Source organism: Niallia sp. HCP3S3_B10, from assembly GCF_052064465.1.
Classification (GTDB): Bacteria; Bacillota; Bacilli; order Bacillales; family Cytobacillaceae; genus Niallia; species Niallia hominis.
Genome location: NZ_JBQHVO010000009.1, coordinates 36,946 through 56,837 on the forward strand (window position 1 = coordinate 36,946; position 19,892 = coordinate 56,837).

A 19,892-nucleotide genomic window follows, 5' to 3' on the forward strand; every position below is an offset into this window, starting at 1 on the left:
AAATTTACATATATTTTACTTACCTGTCTTTTAAATCAAATCTATAAATATCATCAGAAATACTTTTTCTATAACCAAAAATCTCTTTTGGAACGCCTTCTGAGTGAATCAACTTATCAATATTTTCTTGTTTGATTATTTTTCCTAAGTACATATTTGTAAAATTTTCATTTTGTTTTATGCAATTTTCTAGATAGTTTTTAGCAACCAATGTTAATTCTAAATTAGTGCATAAATTTTCAATTTTCTGTATGGATAGAATAGAATTAATGAAACCATCTCCTGATATTTTATGATTACAATAGTATTCTGAAAATACTGTTAGTGCTTTGATTTTTCTTTTAATTTCTGATCCGATTCCTTTGTTGGTTAACTTAATATCGTTACTAATTAAAATAGCTATAGTTAAAATATCATTAGATAGTCTGTGAATTTGGTAGGGAGACAGACTATCATATTCATCTAATAACTTATTTATAAGTGGTTTATATATTTCTCTTTGAAAAGGATACTTACATTTTTCATTAATCATATGCAATCTTTCTTGAAATACAATAGAGTCTAATTGGGACTTTCCTGTTTGGTAATCAATATCCACTAATACAATGTTGAAAAATACACATAACATATCATAATATTTATAGTATACTTTTATATATCTATTTTCTGAGTTGTTCTTTAAATCAGATATAAATGAACACTCATTTTCAAATTCTAATTTGATATTACAAATATCATCTATTATTCCTTTTAGAGATAGAGGAGCTTTAATAATAATATTATTAATATCTAAGTTGAATAGCTTTATTAATGAAGACAGTATTTTACTTAAGTTTTGTCTTTGATTATCCTTTTTATATGATTGAAAACAATATTGCACTTGTGTGTTAAGGGATAGAGGACAAGTTAAATCTAGCTTTGAGTTATTGATGTATCGAATACAAGTTTGAGCTTTGAAATAAATTCCGCAATCTAGGTTCTTTTTTTTAAAATTTTCCTCTGTATCTAAGTAAGGAGAAAAGGTAAAATACTTTTTCCCCTCACGTACAATCGGACTTCTTGGCAGTATCCCTTTAATTATTGGTAAAGTTGAGAGCTTAAATCGAGAGGTTAGTTCAATATTATTCATTAGTTCTTTATACATTATTAGTTATCACCATTTTTATATTTTCAACTAAATTGTTTACACTCAAACCGCTCATATCTAGGATATCATCATAAAAACCTGAAGGGTATATTCCTTTAACACCCATTAGACTATATGTATATCCTCTTTTCTGTAATTCTAGTGATAAAATGTTACCTAGGCCAGTTTCTACATCATGTTCTTCATATATTACAACTTTTTTGGAAGAGGTTTTTTCCCAAAAATCATCATTGATTTTATATGGAGATGAGACTGAGACTACTCCTATGTCAAAATTCAAGTCTTTCATTTTATCTGCAGCTTCAATTGCTCGATTAGTTAAACTTCCATAAGTAACGATGGTCCCATCTTTACCTTCTTTAAGTACATCTGTAGTGCCTTCTTGAAAAATATATTTTTCACCAAAAAGTGGATTGCCTTGAGTATCGGATAGAATTTTTGTTGGAACTCTTCCCAAAGAAATAAAATAATTACCTTTATTATTAGCAACATAGCGAACAATGTGTTTTACTTGATTAGCATCAGCTGGTATTAATAGGTGGGAATCAGGGATGCTTCTTATTAGCGAAATAAAACTAGTAAAATGATGTGTTGGTCCATCTTCTCCTGCGAAACCTACATGTGAGAAGAAAGTTTTTAAATTAGTTTTGTTTAAAGCGTTTAAAAGATGTTGATTATAGGGCTCAGCAAGAATAAATCGTCCAAATGAGGAAATAAAAACAGTTAAATCTTCTCGTGATAAGGATCCACTAAAGGTAACTGCATGGTGCTCCTGTATACCACTTTGAATAAAATTATTTGAACTTGATAAATCTGATATCGTAAAAGCAGGAGCTAAATCACAATCAACTATAAATAATTTAGCGTCATTTTCCTTTAACATTGATTTGATAGAATCTCCATATCCCTGTCTTCTTGGGACTATGTCATTAACATTATAAAATTCTGTTTCCTTTTCCCATTCTTGTTTATGATAAAATTCTCTCCAAGTTGGCCAATGTGAACGTGCTGTTGCTATTTGCTTTTTTTCTATCCGTTGTTTGTCTAAATCGGATAATTCCATTGTTGCTCCTATTTCGGAAAACGCCTTTTGGGATTCAATATTGGATAATACTCCGCTTACATATTTATTATTATTCTCCATAAAACTGACACCTTCACCTGATACAGTTTTAACAAGTAATAGATAATTTGAGTTATTATCATGGTATGCATATGTAATCGCCTTAACTAAGTCTAGCCAATCTGTTGCATTTACATCAAGTACTTTAAAACCTGCGGATTTCCAATCATCAGCAATGTTTGATGGCATTATATCTTCGATTTCTCCATTTATTTGAATGCCGTTATAGTCAATTATGGATATCAAATTGGTTAAATTGAATTTATTAATAAATCTTCTAGCTTCCCCAATTTGACCTTTAGCTTGTTCACCATCTCCCATAAAAGCAAATACTTTTCTGTTGGAATCATTGTTTTTTAAATAAAATGCTTTAGCTGTTGCAGCTGAGAGTCCCTGACCAAGAGATCCAGTACTCCAATCAACAAATGGTGTATTTTGTTCTAGATGACCTGTATATTTTGATCCAATTACCCTAAGAGTGGTTAAATAATCATAGTCTTGAAGTAAACCTAAGTTTCCTAACATGGAATACCATGCTGGTGATGTATGACCATGAGAAATAATAAATCGATCGGTAAATGGATTGTTTTTAATTAATAGAGCATCTTCGGGTGTTATTATATTCTGCTCTTTCATGGAAACAAGAAACGCAGCTAAAAATATATTCATCGATGAAATTGAACTACCTGGATGACCTGATTTTGCTATAGTTGTCATAGTTATAATTTCTGTTTTAATTTTAGTTTGTAATTCATTTATTTTAGTTTCATCAAATATCAATGTAGAATAATTCATTCAACTTCTACTCCCTTTAGGTCTGGTATCATTGTTAGACCGATGTTTTTATCATTCATTAATTTAAGATAATGAAGTCGTATTTTCCTCAAGTTTGTTGTGTTGATACTATTATCATGTATTAGGTTTTTGAGAACTCGGTCTCTTAATATGTTTAAGTCGGTACTTTGATTATTATTGGTTCGTTTGTTGGAATATTCAAAGTACTCTAGAATAAAGAGTGCTTGTATTTTCCGTAGTTTATCGTCTGAAACAGCTAGCATTTTTACCAATTCTAGAGAGCTTTTTTTAAAATGTCGTTCACAGAACATCTCGAAAAAACAACTTTCATTACTTGTTTCGTTATATTCATTTAACTCTCTTAATTTTATTATGTTTATAATCGATTTAAGAGAGTATCCATAGGATACTAATTTTTCAGTGGCTTCAGAAAGTAATTGTGACTTAGTCAATCCTTTAACACTTTCAGAAATAAATTTAGATTTATAATAAGTAAGTGTATTTTTGTATAGGATACTCTCCTTCTCAACCTCGTTTTCCGTAACTATCACAGCAATTTGCGAAACTATACTATCTAAATAATCATATTTTGTAAGTTGAGCAGGTACTTTAATTCTTTTCGTATCTAATCTAAATTGTTCAAGGATAGGATGGCGTAAGTTGTTTATTACATCATGGCCAACTAAACTGTTGACTTGCTCTAAATGGTCAACATCTTTTAGTATTATAGAATTATGAAAAGTTGGAAATTTATCATTTAATTTTTTTGTAATATCAATATCATATAAATATTTCACCTCTAGAAAATCAGGTACTAATATAAAAAAATCAAAATCACTCATTAACTCATAATTTGACGTCCCATTTCGACGAATACTTGGTTCTTTTCTGGCTAGAGAACCTACTAGATATAGATTTGCTTTGTTTGAAATACTTTTAATATAAGATTTTACCGATCGTAAATGTTGAATAATTTGATGGTTCAAATCTAATTTTGTCTTTTTATCAATAAGAAGACTATTATCAAAGAAATCAATTTCAAACATGTTGCATCATCTTTTCATAATTATAATTAATAATATAGGTTAGGAGTTTAGAATCTCTAGCTAATTCAGGTATATCCTTGTTTAAACAATGAGAAGAATAATAATCCTGTCCATCAAAAACATGTGTATGACTTTGAGGCATTCTCGGATCGAGTTTTAATAATTCGGATACTACATTATAGTCAATGTCATATTTTGTTGCTATTTTATTAATTTCAGTAGCAAATGTAACAATATATCCAAGATATGCATTTTCCATAAGTTTAAGTAGTTCAGCTTCTTTATTGGTAGTAAAATAAATTTTATGTAAATGTGAAGGCTTTTTCGAATAAAATAAATCTGAAACAAATTGTCTTTGTGTATTAGTAGTTGCACCAATAATAGTGAAATTATCATCTATATCCACATTATGTGCAGTACTACCAGAAAACTCCGGTGAAAACATCACATTATGATGTTTATCACAAAAACCAATAGGAACAGTGGATTTAACAATAAAATAATCAGCATTAATTGTGTTTAATACTTCCTCTACATGATTGGTAGATAGCCCTCCGTTAACCAGAGGAGTTGGAACACAAATTATGCAACAATCATATTTTTTTTCAGTGTGATAATAACCTTTATAAGGGTCGAAGAAATCGGCTTCAGGAAAAAAGCGTTTGGAAATAGAATTTCCAACTATACCTTTCCCAGCAATTACAATATTCAAATCTTTCATTGTATTTCACCTAACTTATTTTTTAATTGTTTGTATTCTTGTATATCGTTCAGTCCATGCCTAATATTTTTTGCCCAACCATTTTCACCAAAAATATAAGGGGATAATTTTGGTGAATCCTTATATAAAGGTATAAAATGAAAATGAAAATGATTACCGCTATCTCCGATAGAAAGTGTATAAAACTTTTCTATGTTTGGATTTTTTTTCATCAAACTTCTCTCTATCTTTATGGAAAGGTTGAATAATTCTGATAATTCGTCTCTTGTAAGATCAAATAAATTTTTGACATGTCTATTTGGAGATATTACAAAATGTTCAGGAGTTAGTGAATTGTTTAAAAAATGGAATACTTTAACTAATTCCCCTTTGATTAATAAGTTATTTGATTTTATTTCACAAAAACTACAATTTTCATTACTATTATTTGACATTGTTAGTTGCTCCTTAGTGAAAATTAATAGGCTTAAACAAATGTTGTTTTTTGTTTATTTTGAATGTTTAATATATTTTTAGCGTTCATTTTATAATACTCGTAGTTATTAAGTTTGGTTCTATAATTATTTGAGTATAAGTCTCTTATACTTTCGCGGATATATTTATTATATTCACTATAAACCGTTGTATAAGAATTTGAATATCTTCGAAATTGATATAATACTATTGGAATCATATATATATCATATGATTGTGATATTCTTAGCCAATACTCGTATGATTGACAAATCGGAAATTGTTCATCATATAGACCAACTTCCGTAATTAATTTGTAATGAAACGCAACACTACCATGTATTATTGGATTTATTTCTTTAATTATATTAGTTATGTTATTGTAATATTGACTTTCCCCGACTATTTCTCCATTTTCATTTATAAAATTTGATATTGTACAGACAATATTTAAGTTGGGATTTGCTTCGAAAATTTCTAGTGTTTTTTCAATTCGAAATGGCATTGAGATATCATCTGCATCTTGGCGGAAGATATATTTTCCAGTAGCAACACCTAATCCTAAATTTAAAGCTCTAGTGATTCCTTCATGTTTCTTATAATAAATTTTAATTCTTTCATCAGTTTGAGATTCTAATATTTTTCTAGTTTCAACTAAAGAAGAACCATCATCAATTATAATAAACTCAAACTGTTTATATGTCTGATTTAATATACTATCTATTGCTGCTTGCAAATATTCTACTTCATTGTAAACTGGCATAATTATTGTTACATTCATATAGTTTTCTCCCCTTCAATTGAATAAAGAGCAAGAGCAAAATTTATATAAAATGATAATGCTCTTTATTTAAAATTTACTTAATCACCTGTCTGAAATTTCTAAAATATCGTTATGTTATATATTACCAACTTAATTTCCAAATTTCAACAATGAATTGGTAATTTTTTCAAAATGAGTGTTGTTGAAGTGTTGAGGTCCAATAAATTGACAATTTTTGATAATTTATTCAAAAAAATACCCCATAATGTCTATTTGGGGGAAGCTAAATTTAAAATTTCTTAAATAATTCGCCTGATTATATTTGGAATTACATTTCCTAGGTTACCTTTCTTATACTGTTGTATAAAATCACTATATAATAATCTTAATATATCCTCTACTACAAATTCATTTTCTGGTTCAACATCTGTAATATCAGATAGCATTACCTCCAATCTAAGTGCTACTTTTCTTTTTAGTGTACATTTAATCTCTTTTGTTTTGGTTGTTTTATTGGGTTTAGCAAAAGTAAGAGGTTTGTGCTTATCTTCCGAATAACTATATATCTTTACAAAATAATCATTTCTCTGTTTTAGTTCATGATATAAGTCGTAAGGATTGTTCCTATCTTTAACTTGATATAGAAAGTCAACGACTAAAATACTTATAAGATCTCGTTGGGTAAATTCATAATTTCCCATTGCCTCCGAGACATCTTCACAAAATAACTCCCCTCTCAAATATTCAGAAACAGGGATGAAAAAGGAATAAGGAAGTTTAACTGGGTTAGTTAATTTATTTAATGAAAAGTTTAATAATCGGTCAAAAAATCCATCTGGTCGATACGATAACTCATTAAGCTCCTCTTCATAAACAGGATATATTGGTTTATTTGATTTAGCCATATAAATGACCATCTCTTTCTTTTATTAACATGAATTTCAATAGGCGGTATGCTGCTTCTTTAAGGCTACAATCCCATTCAACTGTCTTATCAAAGAGTAGGTCATGATAATAAACTTCCAATTTAGCGGGATAAGGCTTGCCTTTTGGGTCATAGGAGTATTCAAAAATTTGGGCATTTTTATATTCTGTTAGAGCTTTTTTTACTAAGAGTGAACAAAAAGGTGTTGGTTGTAGTCCTCTCCTATTGGCCAATCTTTTAATGAGTTTTCTTTCTTCATCTGAAAGAGGAATCTTTACATCCTTTTTCTTATCTATCCTCGTTTTGCGTCCCTCATCTTTTGTTATTGGTATTTTCCGAGCATTCCTTATTAGTAATTGATCTTCTTTCTTTTTATGATTGTTGTTAAAAATAGGATTTAATGGCTTCCTTCCATCCATAACCCTCTCTTCCCCCTCTTCTTTTTTTGTTTTCCCCTACTTTATCTCAGTGTCAGTATGCCAAATTGTTATATTGATAGTGTATGAGGAGGAGGAGAGGTTTAGAACGTATAGAAACTAGAATTTTGGACAAACTTTAAATAGACGAATAATTTTATATAAAAGGAGCTTTTTATATGGCCAAAAAAAATACTGTAATTAGTCCTGTATCTAAGGAAGTTTTAAAACAGTTTGGAGAGCTAGGGAAAAAATCAGCAGCAGTTAAGAAAGTAAAAATAAAAAAATAGCGGTTCTTGGATAAGGGCCGCTATACATAATTAAAAGTTCATCTCTTTTAAGGTAATTTGTTCTTTTATGATACTTACAACATTTTAATAATGATATATATTTACAGGGGAATTTAATTAATAATTCCCCTGCAAATGAACATTTATTCTTTGTAATTTTTGATGTTTCAGTGGTTGATAATAGGCACTTTCTAAATTTTCATTTATTAATTCTTCAACTAAGAAAAGAATATTAAATGGTAATGTATCTAATAACAGTTCTTTATGAATTGCTTCAGCAATAGATATGGTAGATGTATATATAATTACGATTTGCGGATTTTCAGGAAAATCTGAAATTGGTAAATTACCATATTTATTATAGACATATTTCCAATTCTCAAACTTATCTCTGAAATAACCAATAAAGTTTTGGTTCATTTGTGCTCTGTCAATAAGAAAGTTAATATTCCCATTAGGGGTTTTTACTTCTGCTGCACTCATTGGGAACTTATACCGAGCATTATTTGCTAGACGAGCATTCCATTTCCATTTAGAAACAACTTTCTTTTCTATGAATTGGCAGCGAAGCTCATTCATTGATACATATCGTTTTAATCCACCTACACCATAATTATCCCATCTATCAGGGGCCATAAAGAACTGATCGCTATAATAATGTTTTAGTAGCCTATAACCCGCTACCCCTAATGTAAAGGGAGCGGGAGGTCGTGTTTCTTCATCACCACGTATTCTAACTTTCCATCTATCTACAACACCATTGGTTCTCAATCGATCTAAACGCTTAGAGGTTTCTGACCTACTCATTAGAGAAGACATATATCTCCTAATTTGGTCCTCATTTGCACAAACAGCGTCACCTAGAACTTTAATAAGGGTAAAATCCGCTTCATCAATAATTTTTCTGTTTAATAGTGTCATAGCACCTTCTATCCCTGTATATGGGTAATATTTCGAAGGTTTTACATAACTACTTTTAAGTAGTGGATGGTCCCAGAAAGGGATTTCACCATTTCTTGTGGTGAAAACAGGGAAATCGTCCATTACTAAGTTATTTTGTTCAGAAATATTCATTATTCAAAGAGGAATGAAGCGACATCTTTGATTTTCTTTTTACCCCTTGGATACCCCGTAATAGTTACTTTGGCATGTCTTTTATCTTTATCAATGGAGCGGATAGTGCAAGAAACAATATCTCCAACTACTGGCTCTGGTAAGTGACGGGGACGGATCCCTTTAACTTCTAATCCTGCATCTAATTTAACAAATATCCCATGTATTGGGTCTAGATTCGTTACTTTACCAGCGACTGTACTGTTTTGATTATAAAGTTCGATTAATTTTTTAAATGGATCATCTTGAGTATCCCTTCTGCTAACTTGAATAAGATTATTTTCTTTATCAAATCTCAAAACTTTTACTTGTATTGTTTCTCCTCGATTAATTTCATGCTGAATATTTCCATTTTCCCAGCTCCAATGTCTAGCGTTCATAAAGCAATCTGCACCATTAATACGGACAAAAACCTTCCTTGTGTTTGGATTATAACCTCTTACTACACCGTCAAAAATTGTTGACTTTAAGGAATCTTCAGCTTCTAGTGTTACTAATTGTTTCATGAATTCCGCTTTTCTGATATCATCCGCTTTCCTTACTGATACCAATACAATATTGTCTTCAATGTCTATTTGGTCTACAATCACTTCTTGAATTGATCCTGTAAAACCGTTTAATGAACGGAAATCATGATCAGAAAATTCGTTGCTTGGGCAATATGCTGTAATGTTTGTACCTTCTAAGAGAAATGTTGCTACTTCCATGTGTTTTTTTACATATTTTCCATCTTCTAATACTTTTGTTTCTCTCGTTGAAACTGCTGTCACAGCCCCTTTGATTATAGTTCTATCTCGCTTAATCTTTGCTAGTTCATTTAATTGGTTGTCATTAACCCATGATGTTTTTAGTGTTTCAGCCATCATTTTCCCTCCTAATAGTGAATTTTCTGTAAACATAAAAAACGACCCAAAACAAAAGCAGTTATTCAAACTACTTCGTCTTGGGTCGTTCCCATTAAATATTTAATTTTATTATTTGTTTTTTATGTTTACTAACTTATTGGAATTTTAACCTATATTTTTAATTTTTTCAATACTTACTGAAAATTACCTAGAATATATATTTAACTTTTATCAGAAAATGGAGTAATAAAGTCAAAAGGACTAGATTTTCCTTCTTCCTTTTTCTCAACCTCCCCCTCATTTGTATTATCATCTATCTCCTTTATTAAATCATTATAGAATGATTCTTCTTTTTCATCTAATACTGATACTGATTGGTTAGGTACTTCATTGGTAGTAGGTATATTTTTGGAAAATAGACTTGATACATCAAGGTCTATCACCTCATCATTTATGTTAATTACTTTTTCACCTAAAGAAGTTCCTTTTTGTTGTGATATCGGCTGAGTTTTACATGCTTCTTTTATCGCTGCCTTTTTAGAAAAATATTTATCAGGGTATCTATCGAATTCAACTAATTCTAATTCAATATCCTCTACAGCATCTTCTTCTGGAAGAGGAATTTCTATTAATGGTTCTTCCTCTTGAAGTGGTATATCAATTATTTCAGATAGCGCTTTATCTGTTTCGTGAAACAATTCCGTATTTAAGGATTTTGACTCTAACCAAATACTAGCGCTTTCTTGGATTACTTTTACTTTCGCCTCTTTGAATTCAGCCTTTGGAACAAAGTTTGCATCAATCTGACGTACAGGTATAGGTTTATTATTAACTACTATTTTCACAGCAGCTTGGAATGGCTCCTGAAAAATTAACTTATTTGGTGTTAGAATGACATCTGTTTTTTGTTGATAGCTACTACCGGATCGCATAACAGGTTCTTCTTGAAGAGGGCTAACAGTTTGTTCGTTTTTCCCCTCTTCATAACTATCTTCTTCTCCTAATAATTTTGAGAATAATTGTGCGTCAAAATAAGAGATATCTCCATAAACCATTTTGTGTCTAAAACCAGTTAACAAAGTATGCATGTACATTTCTCCATATTTGTCTGCCAATTGAGCTACTGTTTGTGCTGCAACAGTAATAATAGCTTTATATTTTCTAGCTTGCGATATAAATTCTTTAAATGGTAGATAAATATAGTCTGGAAATTCATCGATGATTATATGTGCAAAAGTACTAGTTAGAGGTGTTCTCCTATATACAGCATTCTGTAGGCTTAACAAAACAAACTTCCCTAAAACGTTAGAAAGACCTCCTAAATCATCTTTTGCCGTATTTACTAATAATATACCGCCTCTATTTAAGTGCTCGTCAAAAGAAAACTCTGATTTATCAAATAGTACGCGTCTTATCAGTTTATTGGCTCCTATATCATTTAGAACGTTTCTTAGCCCTTGTACATATTCTCCTTGTGCGTCATAATAAGCTGTTTCCCCATAGTATTCGCCTTCTTTTACTTGTTCATTAGCTCCATTTCGACTAGTTTTAGGAATATGGTTCATGTTAAACCAATTATCAATTTGTTTTACGATATCCCAATGGTTTCGTTCATCCCTATCTTTTAAAAGGTGATAATCTTTAGGGATAGTTTCCTTTAACTTTAAATGCATATGCCTAACAATTTGAGGATCATTGTACATTTTTAATAAAGTATCAAATTGTGCCTCGGTAGAAGGATCGTGTAATTTTAGTAAATAAATATAGTTTTTTAAATGGTTTCTTTGACTTTGCTGAAAGAAAAAGTTTCCTGTTCCCCCTTCTTGAATTCCGTCCATTACCATTGCAAATGCTTCTGCTACCTGGTCAACTGGTCCTTGCATTGGATTAATAGATGGTGTATTGGGATTAGTGGGGTCAATATAGAAAACAGCTTCTTCAGGTATGTCATGAGCTTTAACTAATTGAAATGCTTTTTGACACAAATCGTTAGATGGTTCAATTATACTAATACTACTTAAATATGTTCCTCTTATTTCTTCTGTTTTATAATTGGCTAATTTAGAAACTTTAGGAAATGCATTGATAAACTTTGTTAACCAATGCAAGTCCTGATTAATGATAGGTAATATTAATGCTGATGTTTTACCCGTTCCTGGTGGTCCGAATATACCATTATGTAATGATCTATCTTTACCAGGTTGTACAATAAGTTCTTTAGTTTGAGAATCGGGACCTAGTACAACGTCTGGCCAAACCTCTTCTTTACTATTTCTAAACCATTTTTGTAGGTATACATTTTTAAATTCAAATTTTTCAAACGCTTCTTTAATTTGTTTAGAGTATTGGGAATATTGTCCACCCAACCAAATTAAAATAATACTTGTAACTATAGAAGGTGTAAAAACTAAAGTGTAAAACAAAGTGTTAATATCCCCAACAGCTACGGTAAACCAAATATTATCTACATGTATGCTATTGATTAGATTTCCGAGGTAAGGAATAAGTGTATTATAAACTGGTGCTGTGATTAACCACATATAATAGGCTGTTATTCCAATGAACATATTCCAAAACCATATGTTTCTCCAAAACTTTCTTTGAGTTTTTTCGTATTTTGTACTTATTAACCAAGAAAGAATCAAGAAAACTGTACTTGTAAGAAAACCAATTAATCCTGGACTTAAACTGTTACCAAACAATACAAAACTAGGCACACTATTGTAAAACTGCCCAATAACTAAGAAAAGATAGTTACAAATACTTCTAACCGATAAAAAAACAGAAAATAAACCAGTGACTAAAATAGTAATCCCTGGGAGCTTAGGATGAACCTTTAGTTCTTTCAAGTACTCTGCCCCCCTTTTTCTTCTTCAATGTTAGCTGCTTTTCTCCTTGGAGAAGTGATGGCCAATTTTTAGTATCTGTAAATTTTATTGTTTCATAATTTTTCATTACAATATCATTTTCTAGTTCGGATCTACTCTGATAAACAATAAGAAGGTGTGAAACCTTTTGTTTAAATTTATTATTTTTGTTTTCTTCTTCTAAATAATTTATTTTGTTTAATGCAGCAACACTCGCCTCTTCCACTATATTCAAAACTAAAACTTGTTTTGAATTGTATCTTTCTTTATGAATCAATTCATATTGTGCTACCTCTCCAATGTTATAACTATCACTATGAAATATTTCATTTTTTGCAAGAGGCACCAATTGATAATTAGAATTGCTTATATCCATTGATAGTTCAAAAAGTTCTTGTTCGGACTTAATAGTAGTTTTATCAAATGGATAAATACCTTTTAAGATATTGTTTGCAATAATTGGTGAGCGACTAGCTGTAGTAACATAAAAATGAAGGTTAGATATCTTATCAGCGCCTTTATGAATTATGGTGTTTTTTATATTTAAAACCCTAGTTCTTCTATCATCATGATACTTTACAGTATAAATATTGTTGTTATCAGCAACTGATATTAATACATAATGTTCTTCTTCAGCTTTGTGTTTACTTAATTTAATGTAATTTTTTATCTTTTCTTTAATTTTTGTCATTGTTTGTAAACCGGTGTCATATTCAATATTTAGAGTGCGGCTACCTTTTCTAAATACCCAATCAGGGACAATAAATGGTTCACCAACTTCATTTTTGTAAGTATCTTTGTTGGGGTGTAAAGATATTATGTTTTTCCTATTTGATTTTAAAGCTATGAGAGTATCAATAACCACATCTTGAATTCCTAAATAATGAGAAGAGTTTCTTATGTAATTATTGATATTTATAGCTTTTTCTTCTTCTTTTATAATTCCTTCTTGTTTTAAAATGTTAATACCATTTTTCCCTAAGTAGTAACATGATATAGGTGGTTTATTTAGGACAGACTGATATTCTATTTTTACAATGGCGTAATTTGACCACCTTTTTAATTTCTTTTGAATAGAATCCCCTTTATATCCAAATAATTGATTACCATACTTAGTTAACTGCTTATTAGTTAAATAACGGTTAGTCCAAATAAGTGATAATAGCTCCAAATCAATGGAATTTATCCAGGCCCCTTTTCTTTTTTCATGTTCATTATCAAATCCATACCATACTCTGGCTGATTCCAAATTTCCTCCTCCTTAAAACAGAAAAACCCCCAAAATAGTGAAGAAAACATTCTTCATCATTTTGAGGGTTTTTCCCTTTGTATTATAAAGCTGTGATTAGTATATCATTTTGGGATGATCCTAACAACTAGAGTTTTATGCATAAATATTAGTAGTATTCATAAATTAGGCATATCTATTTAAAGTAATTGCTAGTATAAAAACCCGAGAAAACTACAGTGAAAAGCGTATTATGATTAGAGTACAAAAATCATAAAAATGGTGTGGGTTTTCTAATTCAAAAAACATATGAAGTTGGGGTTTTAAAGCATAAAAAAATCTAAGTATGTCAAGGGTTAACATCATCCTCCGTTACGGATGTCCGCTTAGGGACAAGTAACGTTATCCGTAAAAGGATATCCGCAAGCTGTTAGAATTAAATAAAAAATTCAGCATTATTTATAAAAAGACAACTGTATAAAAAAGTGGATAAAAAATATGCCTTATTTCACCCCAAATTTTATTGTTGAGGGACTATAAAATTAGGAGTGATTTATTCAAGTAGTAATTTAATTGCGAATAACCTTTTTTATAGGAGAAACCAAGTTAATCTCTCATTTATGTTTGATTAATGTAAAGCGTATGTTTAAATTAAAGAAATTGTTTATTGAGTTGATGTAAGAGCTACGTAAAACATAGATTTATATGAATTATATGTGCAGGGTTTATATAATTCATATGTAAATACAAAATAAAAATAAAATCAAACTAGTAGTAACTAATAATGGTGACTATAATAAGTTACCCTGATTTTAAATAACTAAAATAGAGATAAAAATTCTATGATTATAAGGGTTTGATATAGTAACTATATATAGTTACTATATGTATTTTTACTACAAATAGATGCCTTAAAAAGATTGCGAAATAACTAAAATTATAAATTTAAAACGAATAGATAGGTTTAATATAGTTTTTATAACTGTAATCAATGAAAAATTATGATAGATTATTAATAATTGAACTTTACAGTAACTATATATAGTAACTATAAATAAAGTCTTGGTATTAAAGGGTTTAGGTTATTTATCGCATTTGTTAAATTGATAATTAGAAATGTAGATACTTGAATTAGTAACTTTAATTGGTTATTATATATTTAAACTATAAGAATATCTTAGCAAAGGAGGATAATATTGGACTTAGAGCTTCATCAAAAATATAAAAAAACAAAATTCGATCCAGAAACATTAGATATGTTCACTGATCTAGTATCTAATGACACAGTATTAAAAAAAGTATTTCTCTTTATTGCAAAGAACGAAAAGGACAGTATTGTAACAGTTGGAGAAATATCTGAAAAAGTACAGGTAGAACGAAAGCATAGAGTTGAAAAAAATAAACGTTATTCATTTGTTTCCAAAGACGATTACATACATAGAAAACAAGCGGAAAAAATAGTTGAGCGTTTGTTAGCAATGTCGTTGATTTATTATAAAGCTGTTCCACCATATAAGCATTTGTTTTTAACTATTCGTGGCAAACAAGTAATTCAAAGACTATATGGATGAAGAAAATTATCTAGTAAATAAGGAGATGGAAATGATGGCTAAAACATTCACAAAAAATAAACCTGCTATTAACATAACTATGGTTGGGTTTGGACAAGCCGGTTCAAGAATGGCAGATCAATTTGCAGCTATAAAGAATCCTGATGGCACTTCTGTTTATAATTGTTTAGCATTAAACAGTAATGATGGTGATTTAGCGGGATTAAAGCACATAACCCCCAATAATAGAGAGAGTCTAGAGCTTGGTGGTTTAGGTAAAAATCCTGAAGAGGCAATGCAAATTTTAGAAACAAATGAAAAAGTTAAAGAACAACTGAAAGATTTTATAAAAGATAGAGTCAGACCGACTGACGACTTAGTAATGTTTTTTGCTGGTCTTGGTGGAGGAACGGGTACTTCTACTATCGTAAAGGCTATTGAAGAATTCTATGAATATAACAATAAACCAAAAATTCAAGAAGAGTTTAATAAATTAAAAGAAAAATACGGAATCGATGAAATAAAAAAAGAGCCTAAAAAATATTTAATTGAAGCTACTAAAATTGCTCGTAAGAGATTTACAAAGATTGGTGTGGTTGCTACTATTCCTACTAGGGCAGATGGTCCTGATGTATTAAGACAAGTAAATAATTTCACTAAAAAAATTGATGATATAGCAAAAAATCCAAACAAAGGTGTGGCATTTGTAGTCTATCCTGATAACCAACTTATGTATGATGAGTTCAAAGGTTTACAAGAAAATGAAAGAAAAGGTATAGAAAATTATAGAGATTACGCTAATATTAAGCTAGTTGAAGAGTTTCATGAACTAAATACGGCCACTACTGGTGGTGGAACCTCTGTTACTTTTGATAGTGCTGATTTTAGAAGAACAATTTTAGAGCATCAAGGTTGTTTATTCATAAGTAAGGTAACTAAACCTGCTTCTGACATAAAAAATGGTCATGATATTAAAAAAATGTTTTCTGAATCTCTCGATAAAAATAGCTTTCATGATCCTATTGAATTAATTAATCCAGAAACAAATCAAATGGCAAAAATTCATCATATAGGCATTTTAGCTATCATTGATTCAAAATTAAAAGTTGGTAGCTCCTTTATTGATGATGCTAGAGATGAAATTATTAATAAATTACCCCTAAACGGCACAGTATTTTCTGGATATATAGAGGAACAAAATGATTTTTCCGTTACTGTTTATACATTCTTTAAAGCAGAGGCATTTCCTAAGCGATTGGCTAAGGGATTAGTGGAAGAATATAACGAATTTAAACAGAGACAAAAAGAAATAACCTATATGTCCCAAGGGATTGAGCAAATTAGTGAAACTAACGAAGAAGATGATTTTGATCTTTCTGAACTGGCTGCCGAACTAGGAATGGAGGATCTTTTTGAAGAATCTGTTGGAGAAGTAGCCTCTTCCGCTGATGATGAGGATATAGATATCGATGATATTTTACAACAAATAAGTGAGAATGAATTAAAATAAATAATAAAAAGCAAAGAATCACCCTATTCTTTGCTTTTTTTATTTGTCTAGATAATTTTCTTCATGGAACAGTTCCGGCATTCTCTTAGTAGTTTCCCCTTCGATATAGAACTTGTAAAATGTGCCTTATTACAATTATCGCATCTACCACTAATTCTGTCAGGATATAAATTATAATCATAGATTTTATTTATATCCATTTCTTCTTTAATTAGATATTTATTCATCTTTTTACTTCCTTAATTTATAGTCAATAAACTTATTATAATCGATTTGTTTAATCATATCTCTTGGATATTTTTTCGAAAACGAATTTTAACAAAAGAAGTTTATGTAAATGAATGTTTTATGTGTTGTTTACGTTGGCTATTTAGATAAAGTGGATTTTGACATGATATTGACGTGGTTATTGTATTTTACTAACAAAAAAACTATGTAATCTTGATGTAATTTATATATTAATCTTATGTATTTATGTAAGACTTACGTAGTTGTGATATAAAATTCATATAACTGTGCATTCATTTTACGTAATTCTTACGAAAGGTTTTTATAAATTATATATATAGTTGTTGTGAACTATTATTTTATGTAAGCGTAGTTTGCATCGATGGTAGGTAAAAATATCGTTTACTTCCTTTGATTTTTTGGTTCTTTCCGTGTAAAATCAATTGTAAAGTGTCATTTTTGACAATAAATGTAGTAGGAGGTGCGGTGAATGAGCGAAATTTTAATGAGAGAATTATTAGAAGATGAATTTAAACTTGATCCTCTTTATAATGTTGCTATTATTCGTGAATTAGAAGAATATATTTGGAATGATAAAATTTTAAGTATGAGTAATGAACGAACTTACGATACGGTAGAAGCAAGTAAATTTATTGGACGTGCTGATGCAACTATAAGATATTACTTAAGACATGAGCTAAGTGATATTTATATAAAGCCGGAAAAACAAGGAAGATATTATAAATTAAGTTATTATACTATCTTTAAAATTCATTTAGTCTCTATATTAATAGAGACAGGGGGAATGTCTACAACTGAAATACTAACTGAGTTAGGTCACAAAACTACAACTGTTCCTTCCAGTAAAAATACACCTTTATATGACGATCTTAGAAAGTTATCTCAATTTGTTGAAGCTTCGTACAAGTTTAATAATCAATTGTTAGTAAAAATGCAGCAGCAAACTGTATTGTTATTATCTTATGAAAAAAAGTTGAGCAATTTAAGAATTGAGTCAGTAAACATTGAAAGAAAAATTGCTGATGCTAAATCGGAAGTTACTGAGCTCAAAAATGATTCTATGAGCAATTATCTTTTGGAAAGGCAAGATCAAATTTTAGTTGCATCATTAAAGAAAAAACCAAAAGGTTTTTTTAGTAGGTTTAAAAATGATTCTAAAGAAGAACTTTTAAATATAGAAGTAGATAAACAACTTAAAGAAAAGCAAGAAGCCGCAATACAAGGTAAGGCCGATTTACTAAAAGAAAAGATAGATGACTATTATAAAGAGTTAAATAATATAAAAGAAGAAATAGCTGAAACGGAGCAAGAATATGAACTGGCTCTAAGAGAACAAGAAAGAATTCTTGAAGAGGGGAAATACTCAGTTCAAAAATTTCTAAATAATCCTATAGAGAATAATATAATAGATTGAAAATTCCGCCATATTATTTTATAATATAGGTACATAAATGAACAGAGGTGGTTTTAATGTTTTTACTTAAAACAAAAAAATCTGAAAACGTTGTTTTAAATACAATTGTAATATTATCTATATTAACTCTAGTTGGTTCAATACTGGTAAGCATATAAAAGTGGATTTCTTAATAAAAAAGACTAAGCTATTAGTGCTTAGTCTTTTTTTTTGATTTGTTCATATAATAATTCCCTTAATGAAATCTATAGTGTTAACACTTTCCTTAGAGTACATATATACTCTAAGCTTTCTGAGAATACTTAAACAATACACATCATTAATGGGTATTCCCCTTTTAAAATCCCATCATTAAAATGACAGATTACTATCCGTAATTTATACTAAAAGATACTAAGGACTAAATAAATAAAATTCTGGAAGCAGAGAATTACATAAAAGTTTAAAATACTAATATAGGGGGGGATAGAAGATGAAGTATGATGGTTTTATTTCGTTTTTAGAAGAAAAGAATTATAGTGAAACTACTATAGCGAGTTATGAACTGGTTTTAAATCAATTCTTCTCATTCCTAAAACAACTCTATAAAAAGAAAATAGAATTATATGAAATTAAATCTAAAGATATAAGAGACTATCTTTCAACCCAGGGAGAGAATCAGAAGGCAATTTCCACAATTAATAAAGAGTTGGCCATTTTAAAATCCTACTTTGATTATTTATGGGAAAATAATAAAGTACCTATTGACCCAGCAGCAAAAATAAAAAGACTTAAGGTACAAAAGCAACTGGATATTAGTTTGTTTTATGAAGATTTACTTAAGGTAAAGGAACTTGTAATAGCAAACGCCAATTACTCAGCAAAGCGAAAGGCATTGTTTATACTTGCTATGGAAGGATTAAAAGCCTCCGAATTTAAGTTTAAGAAGGATGATGTTTCTATAATCGATGATAGAATTGAGATTAATCTTTCCAATAGAGTCATAACATTGGATAACAATGAAGCAAGTATTTTTCTTGAGTTTTATTATAATAATCTACTAAATGAATCAGAGTATCTTTTCACTTATACGGATTCTGTAAATAATAGAATAATACCTATAACATTTATGGGAATACATTATCACTTGAAAAATATACAAAAGGATTATGATATTAACAACCTGCAGTTAACAACTATTAGAAAAGCTTTATGCTACTATTTATATATTAATAAAAAATTCCCAGTCCAACGGATAGCAGTGATTATGGGTATAGAAGAACAAACAGTATCTATATATTTAAGTAAATTAACAAAAAATATGTAACCATTAAATTTCAAGATTCTAATATTATTAATAGGTTGAAATAAAATAACTTTATAGGCTATAATACATTTAAATAAATCAATCAATGGGAAGAACCCAGAATAAACAGTTCTATAAACGAGCTGTTTATT

General features: G+C 29.5%; 17 protein-coding genes. 4 read left to right on the forward strand and 13 right to left on the reverse strand.

Annotated elements, in window-relative coordinates:
- Window positions 1–19: 19 nt before the first annotated feature.
- The 12 genes from ACTNDN_RS06750 to ACTNDN_RS06805 form a co-directional block, all read right to left on the reverse strand.
- Complete coding sequence (locus ACTNDN_RS06750) at window positions 20–1,144, reverse strand: hypothetical protein (RefSeq protein ID WP_441130947.1); 1,125 nt, start codon at window positions 1,142–1,144, stop codon at window positions 20–22.
- Window positions 1,137–3,065 (reverse strand): transketolase, encoded by a 1,929-nt coding sequence (locus tag ACTNDN_RS06755; RefSeq protein WP_441130948.1) that lies wholly within the window; start codon window positions 3,063–3,065, stop codon window positions 1,137–1,139. Before ACTNDN_RS06755 ends, ACTNDN_RS06750 begins: the two co-directional genes overlap by 8 nt.
- The gene (locus ACTNDN_RS06760) at window positions 3,062–4,111 is read right to left on the reverse strand and encodes a hypothetical protein (protein WP_441130949.1); all 1,050 of its coding nucleotides are present in this window, start codon (window positions 4,109–4,111) and stop codon (window positions 3,062–3,064) included. The genes ACTNDN_RS06755 and ACTNDN_RS06760 overlap by 4 nt, the downstream gene beginning before the upstream one ends.
- Entirely contained in the window at window positions 4,104–4,832 is a 729-nt protein-coding gene (locus ACTNDN_RS06765) for a hypothetical protein (protein WP_441130950.1), read from the reverse strand. The genes ACTNDN_RS06760 and ACTNDN_RS06765 overlap by 8 nt, the downstream gene beginning before the upstream one ends.
- A complete protein-coding gene (locus tag ACTNDN_RS06770) occupies window positions 4,829–5,266 on the reverse strand; it encodes an HIT family protein (RefSeq protein ID WP_441130951.1) in 438 nt (145 codons plus the stop codon). The genes ACTNDN_RS06765 and ACTNDN_RS06770 overlap by 4 nt, the downstream gene beginning before the upstream one ends.
- 32 nt (window positions 5,267–5,298) lie before the next feature.
- The gene (locus ACTNDN_RS06775; protein WP_441130952.1) at window positions 5,299–6,066 is read right to left on the reverse strand and encodes a glycosyltransferase; all 768 of its coding nucleotides are present in this window, start codon (window positions 6,064–6,066) and stop codon (window positions 5,299–5,301) included.
- 281 nt (window positions 6,067–6,347) lie between these two features.
- Window positions 6,348–6,953: a hypothetical protein gene (locus ACTNDN_RS06780; protein ID WP_441130953.1), complete on the reverse strand. Its 606-nt coding sequence runs from the start codon at window positions 6,951–6,953 to the stop codon at window positions 6,348–6,350.
- The gene (locus tag ACTNDN_RS06785; protein ID WP_441130954.1) at window positions 6,946–7,392 is read right to left on the reverse strand and encodes a hypothetical protein; all 447 of its coding nucleotides are present in this window, start codon (window positions 7,390–7,392) and stop codon (window positions 6,946–6,948) included. Before ACTNDN_RS06785 ends, ACTNDN_RS06780 begins: the two co-directional genes overlap by 8 nt.
- A 404-nt stretch (window positions 7,393–7,796) precedes the next feature.
- Window positions 7,797–8,600, reverse strand: a complete 804-nt coding sequence (locus ACTNDN_RS06790; RefSeq protein WP_226752558.1) for a replication-relaxation family protein — start codon at window positions 8,598–8,600, stop codon at window positions 7,797–7,799.
- A gap of 152 nt (window positions 8,601–8,752) precedes the next feature.
- Entirely contained in the window at window positions 8,753–9,655 is a 903-nt protein-coding gene (locus ACTNDN_RS06795) for a S1 RNA-binding domain-containing protein (RefSeq protein WP_441130955.1), read from the reverse strand.
- Window positions 9,656–9,858: 203 nt separating this feature from the next.
- A complete protein-coding gene (locus ACTNDN_RS06800; RefSeq protein ID WP_251629760.1) occupies window positions 9,859–12,486 on the reverse strand; it encodes a type IV secretory system conjugative DNA transfer family protein in 2,628 nt (875 codons plus the stop codon).
- Window positions 12,461–13,753, reverse strand: a complete 1,293-nt coding sequence (locus ACTNDN_RS06805; protein ID WP_251629759.1) for a replication-relaxation family protein — start codon at window positions 13,751–13,753, stop codon at window positions 12,461–12,463. Before ACTNDN_RS06805 ends, ACTNDN_RS06800 begins: the two co-directional genes overlap by 26 nt.
- Before the next feature lie 1,175 nt (window positions 13,754–14,928).
- Here ACTNDN_RS06805 and ACTNDN_RS06810 point away from each other — a divergent pair.
- Both ACTNDN_RS06810 and ACTNDN_RS06815 read left to right on the forward strand, forming a co-directional pair.
- Window positions 14,929–15,303 carry a hypothetical protein gene (locus tag ACTNDN_RS06810; RefSeq protein WP_441130956.1) on the forward strand — a complete coding sequence of 125 codons (375 nt, stop codon included), beginning with the start codon at window positions 14,929–14,931 and terminating at the stop codon, window positions 15,301–15,303.
- Between the two features lie 34 nt (window positions 15,304–15,337).
- Window positions 15,338–16,792, forward strand: coding sequence for a cell division protein FtsZ (locus tag ACTNDN_RS06815; RefSeq protein ID WP_251629756.1), 1,455 nt, complete (start codon window positions 15,338–15,340; stop codon window positions 16,790–16,792).
- Between the two features lie 47 nt (window positions 16,793–16,839).
- Here the strand turns inward: ACTNDN_RS06815 and ACTNDN_RS06820 are convergent, their stop codons facing one another.
- On the reverse strand, window positions 16,840–17,019 hold the full coding sequence (locus ACTNDN_RS06820) for a hypothetical protein (RefSeq protein WP_441130957.1): 180 nt from the start codon (window positions 17,017–17,019) through the stop codon (window positions 16,840–16,842).
- Between the two features lie 491 nt (window positions 17,020–17,510).
- Between ACTNDN_RS06820 and ACTNDN_RS06825 the strand changes: the two genes are divergently transcribed.
- Both ACTNDN_RS06825 and ACTNDN_RS06830 read left to right on the forward strand, forming a co-directional pair.
- Window positions 17,511–18,455 (forward strand): hypothetical protein, encoded by a 945-nt coding sequence (locus ACTNDN_RS06825; protein WP_441130958.1) that lies wholly within the window; start codon window positions 17,511–17,513, stop codon window positions 18,453–18,455.
- Between the two features lie 472 nt (window positions 18,456–18,927).
- A complete protein-coding gene (locus tag ACTNDN_RS06830; RefSeq protein ID WP_251629752.1) occupies window positions 18,928–19,761 on the forward strand; it encodes a tyrosine-type recombinase/integrase in 834 nt (277 codons plus the stop codon).
- Window positions 19,762–19,892: the final 131 nt, after the last annotated feature.

Excerpts from the sequence above, each read along its gene's own strand:
- ACTNDN_RS06750 (WP_441130947.1), bottom strand. The coding sequence starts at position 1,144 with ATGTATAAAGAACTAATGAATAATATTGAACTAACCTCTCGATTTAAG.
- ACTNDN_RS06755 (WP_441130948.1), bottom strand. The coding sequence starts at position 3,065 with ATGAATTATTCTACATTGATATTTGATGAAACTAAAATAAATGAATTA.
- ACTNDN_RS06760 (WP_441130949.1), bottom strand. The coding sequence starts at position 4,111 with ATGTTTGAAATTGATTTCTTTGATAATAGTCTTCTTATTGATAAAAAG.
- ACTNDN_RS06765 (WP_441130950.1), bottom strand. The coding sequence starts at position 4,832 with ATGAAAGATTTGAATATTGTAATTGCTGGGAAAGGTATAGTTGGAAAT.
- ACTNDN_RS06770 (WP_441130951.1), bottom strand. The coding sequence starts at position 5,266 with ATGTCAAATAATAGTAATGAAAATTGTAGTTTTTGTGAAATAAAATCA.
- ACTNDN_RS06775 (WP_441130952.1), bottom strand. The coding sequence starts at position 6,066 with ATGAATGTAACAATAATTATGCCAGTTTACAATGAAGTAGAATATTTG.
- ACTNDN_RS06780 (WP_441130953.1), bottom strand. The coding sequence starts at position 6,953 with ATGGCTAAATCAAATAAACCAATATATCCTGTTTATGAAGAGGAGCTT.
- ACTNDN_RS06785 (WP_441130954.1), bottom strand. The coding sequence starts at position 7,392 with ATGGATGGAAGGAAGCCATTAAATCCTATTTTTAACAACAATCATAAA.
- ACTNDN_RS06790 (WP_226752558.1), bottom strand. The coding sequence starts at position 8,600 with ATGACACTATTAAACAGAAAAATTATTGATGAAGCGGATTTTACCCTT.
- ACTNDN_RS06795 (WP_441130955.1), bottom strand. The coding sequence starts at position 9,655 with ATGGCTGAAACACTAAAAACATCATGGGTTAATGACAACCAATTAAAT.
- ACTNDN_RS06815 (WP_251629756.1), top strand. The coding sequence starts at position 15,338 with ATGGCTAAAACATTCACAAAAAATAAACCTGCTATTAACATAACTATG.
- ACTNDN_RS06820 (WP_441130957.1), bottom strand. The coding sequence starts at position 17,019 with ATGAATAAATATCTAATTAAAGAAGAAATGGATATAAATAAAATCTAT.
- ACTNDN_RS06825 (WP_441130958.1), top strand. The coding sequence starts at position 17,511 with ATGAGCGAAATTTTAATGAGAGAATTATTAGAAGATGAATTTAAACTT.
- ACTNDN_RS06830 (WP_251629752.1), top strand. The coding sequence starts at position 18,928 with ATGAAGTATGATGGTTTTATTTCGTTTTTAGAAGAAAAGAATTATAGT.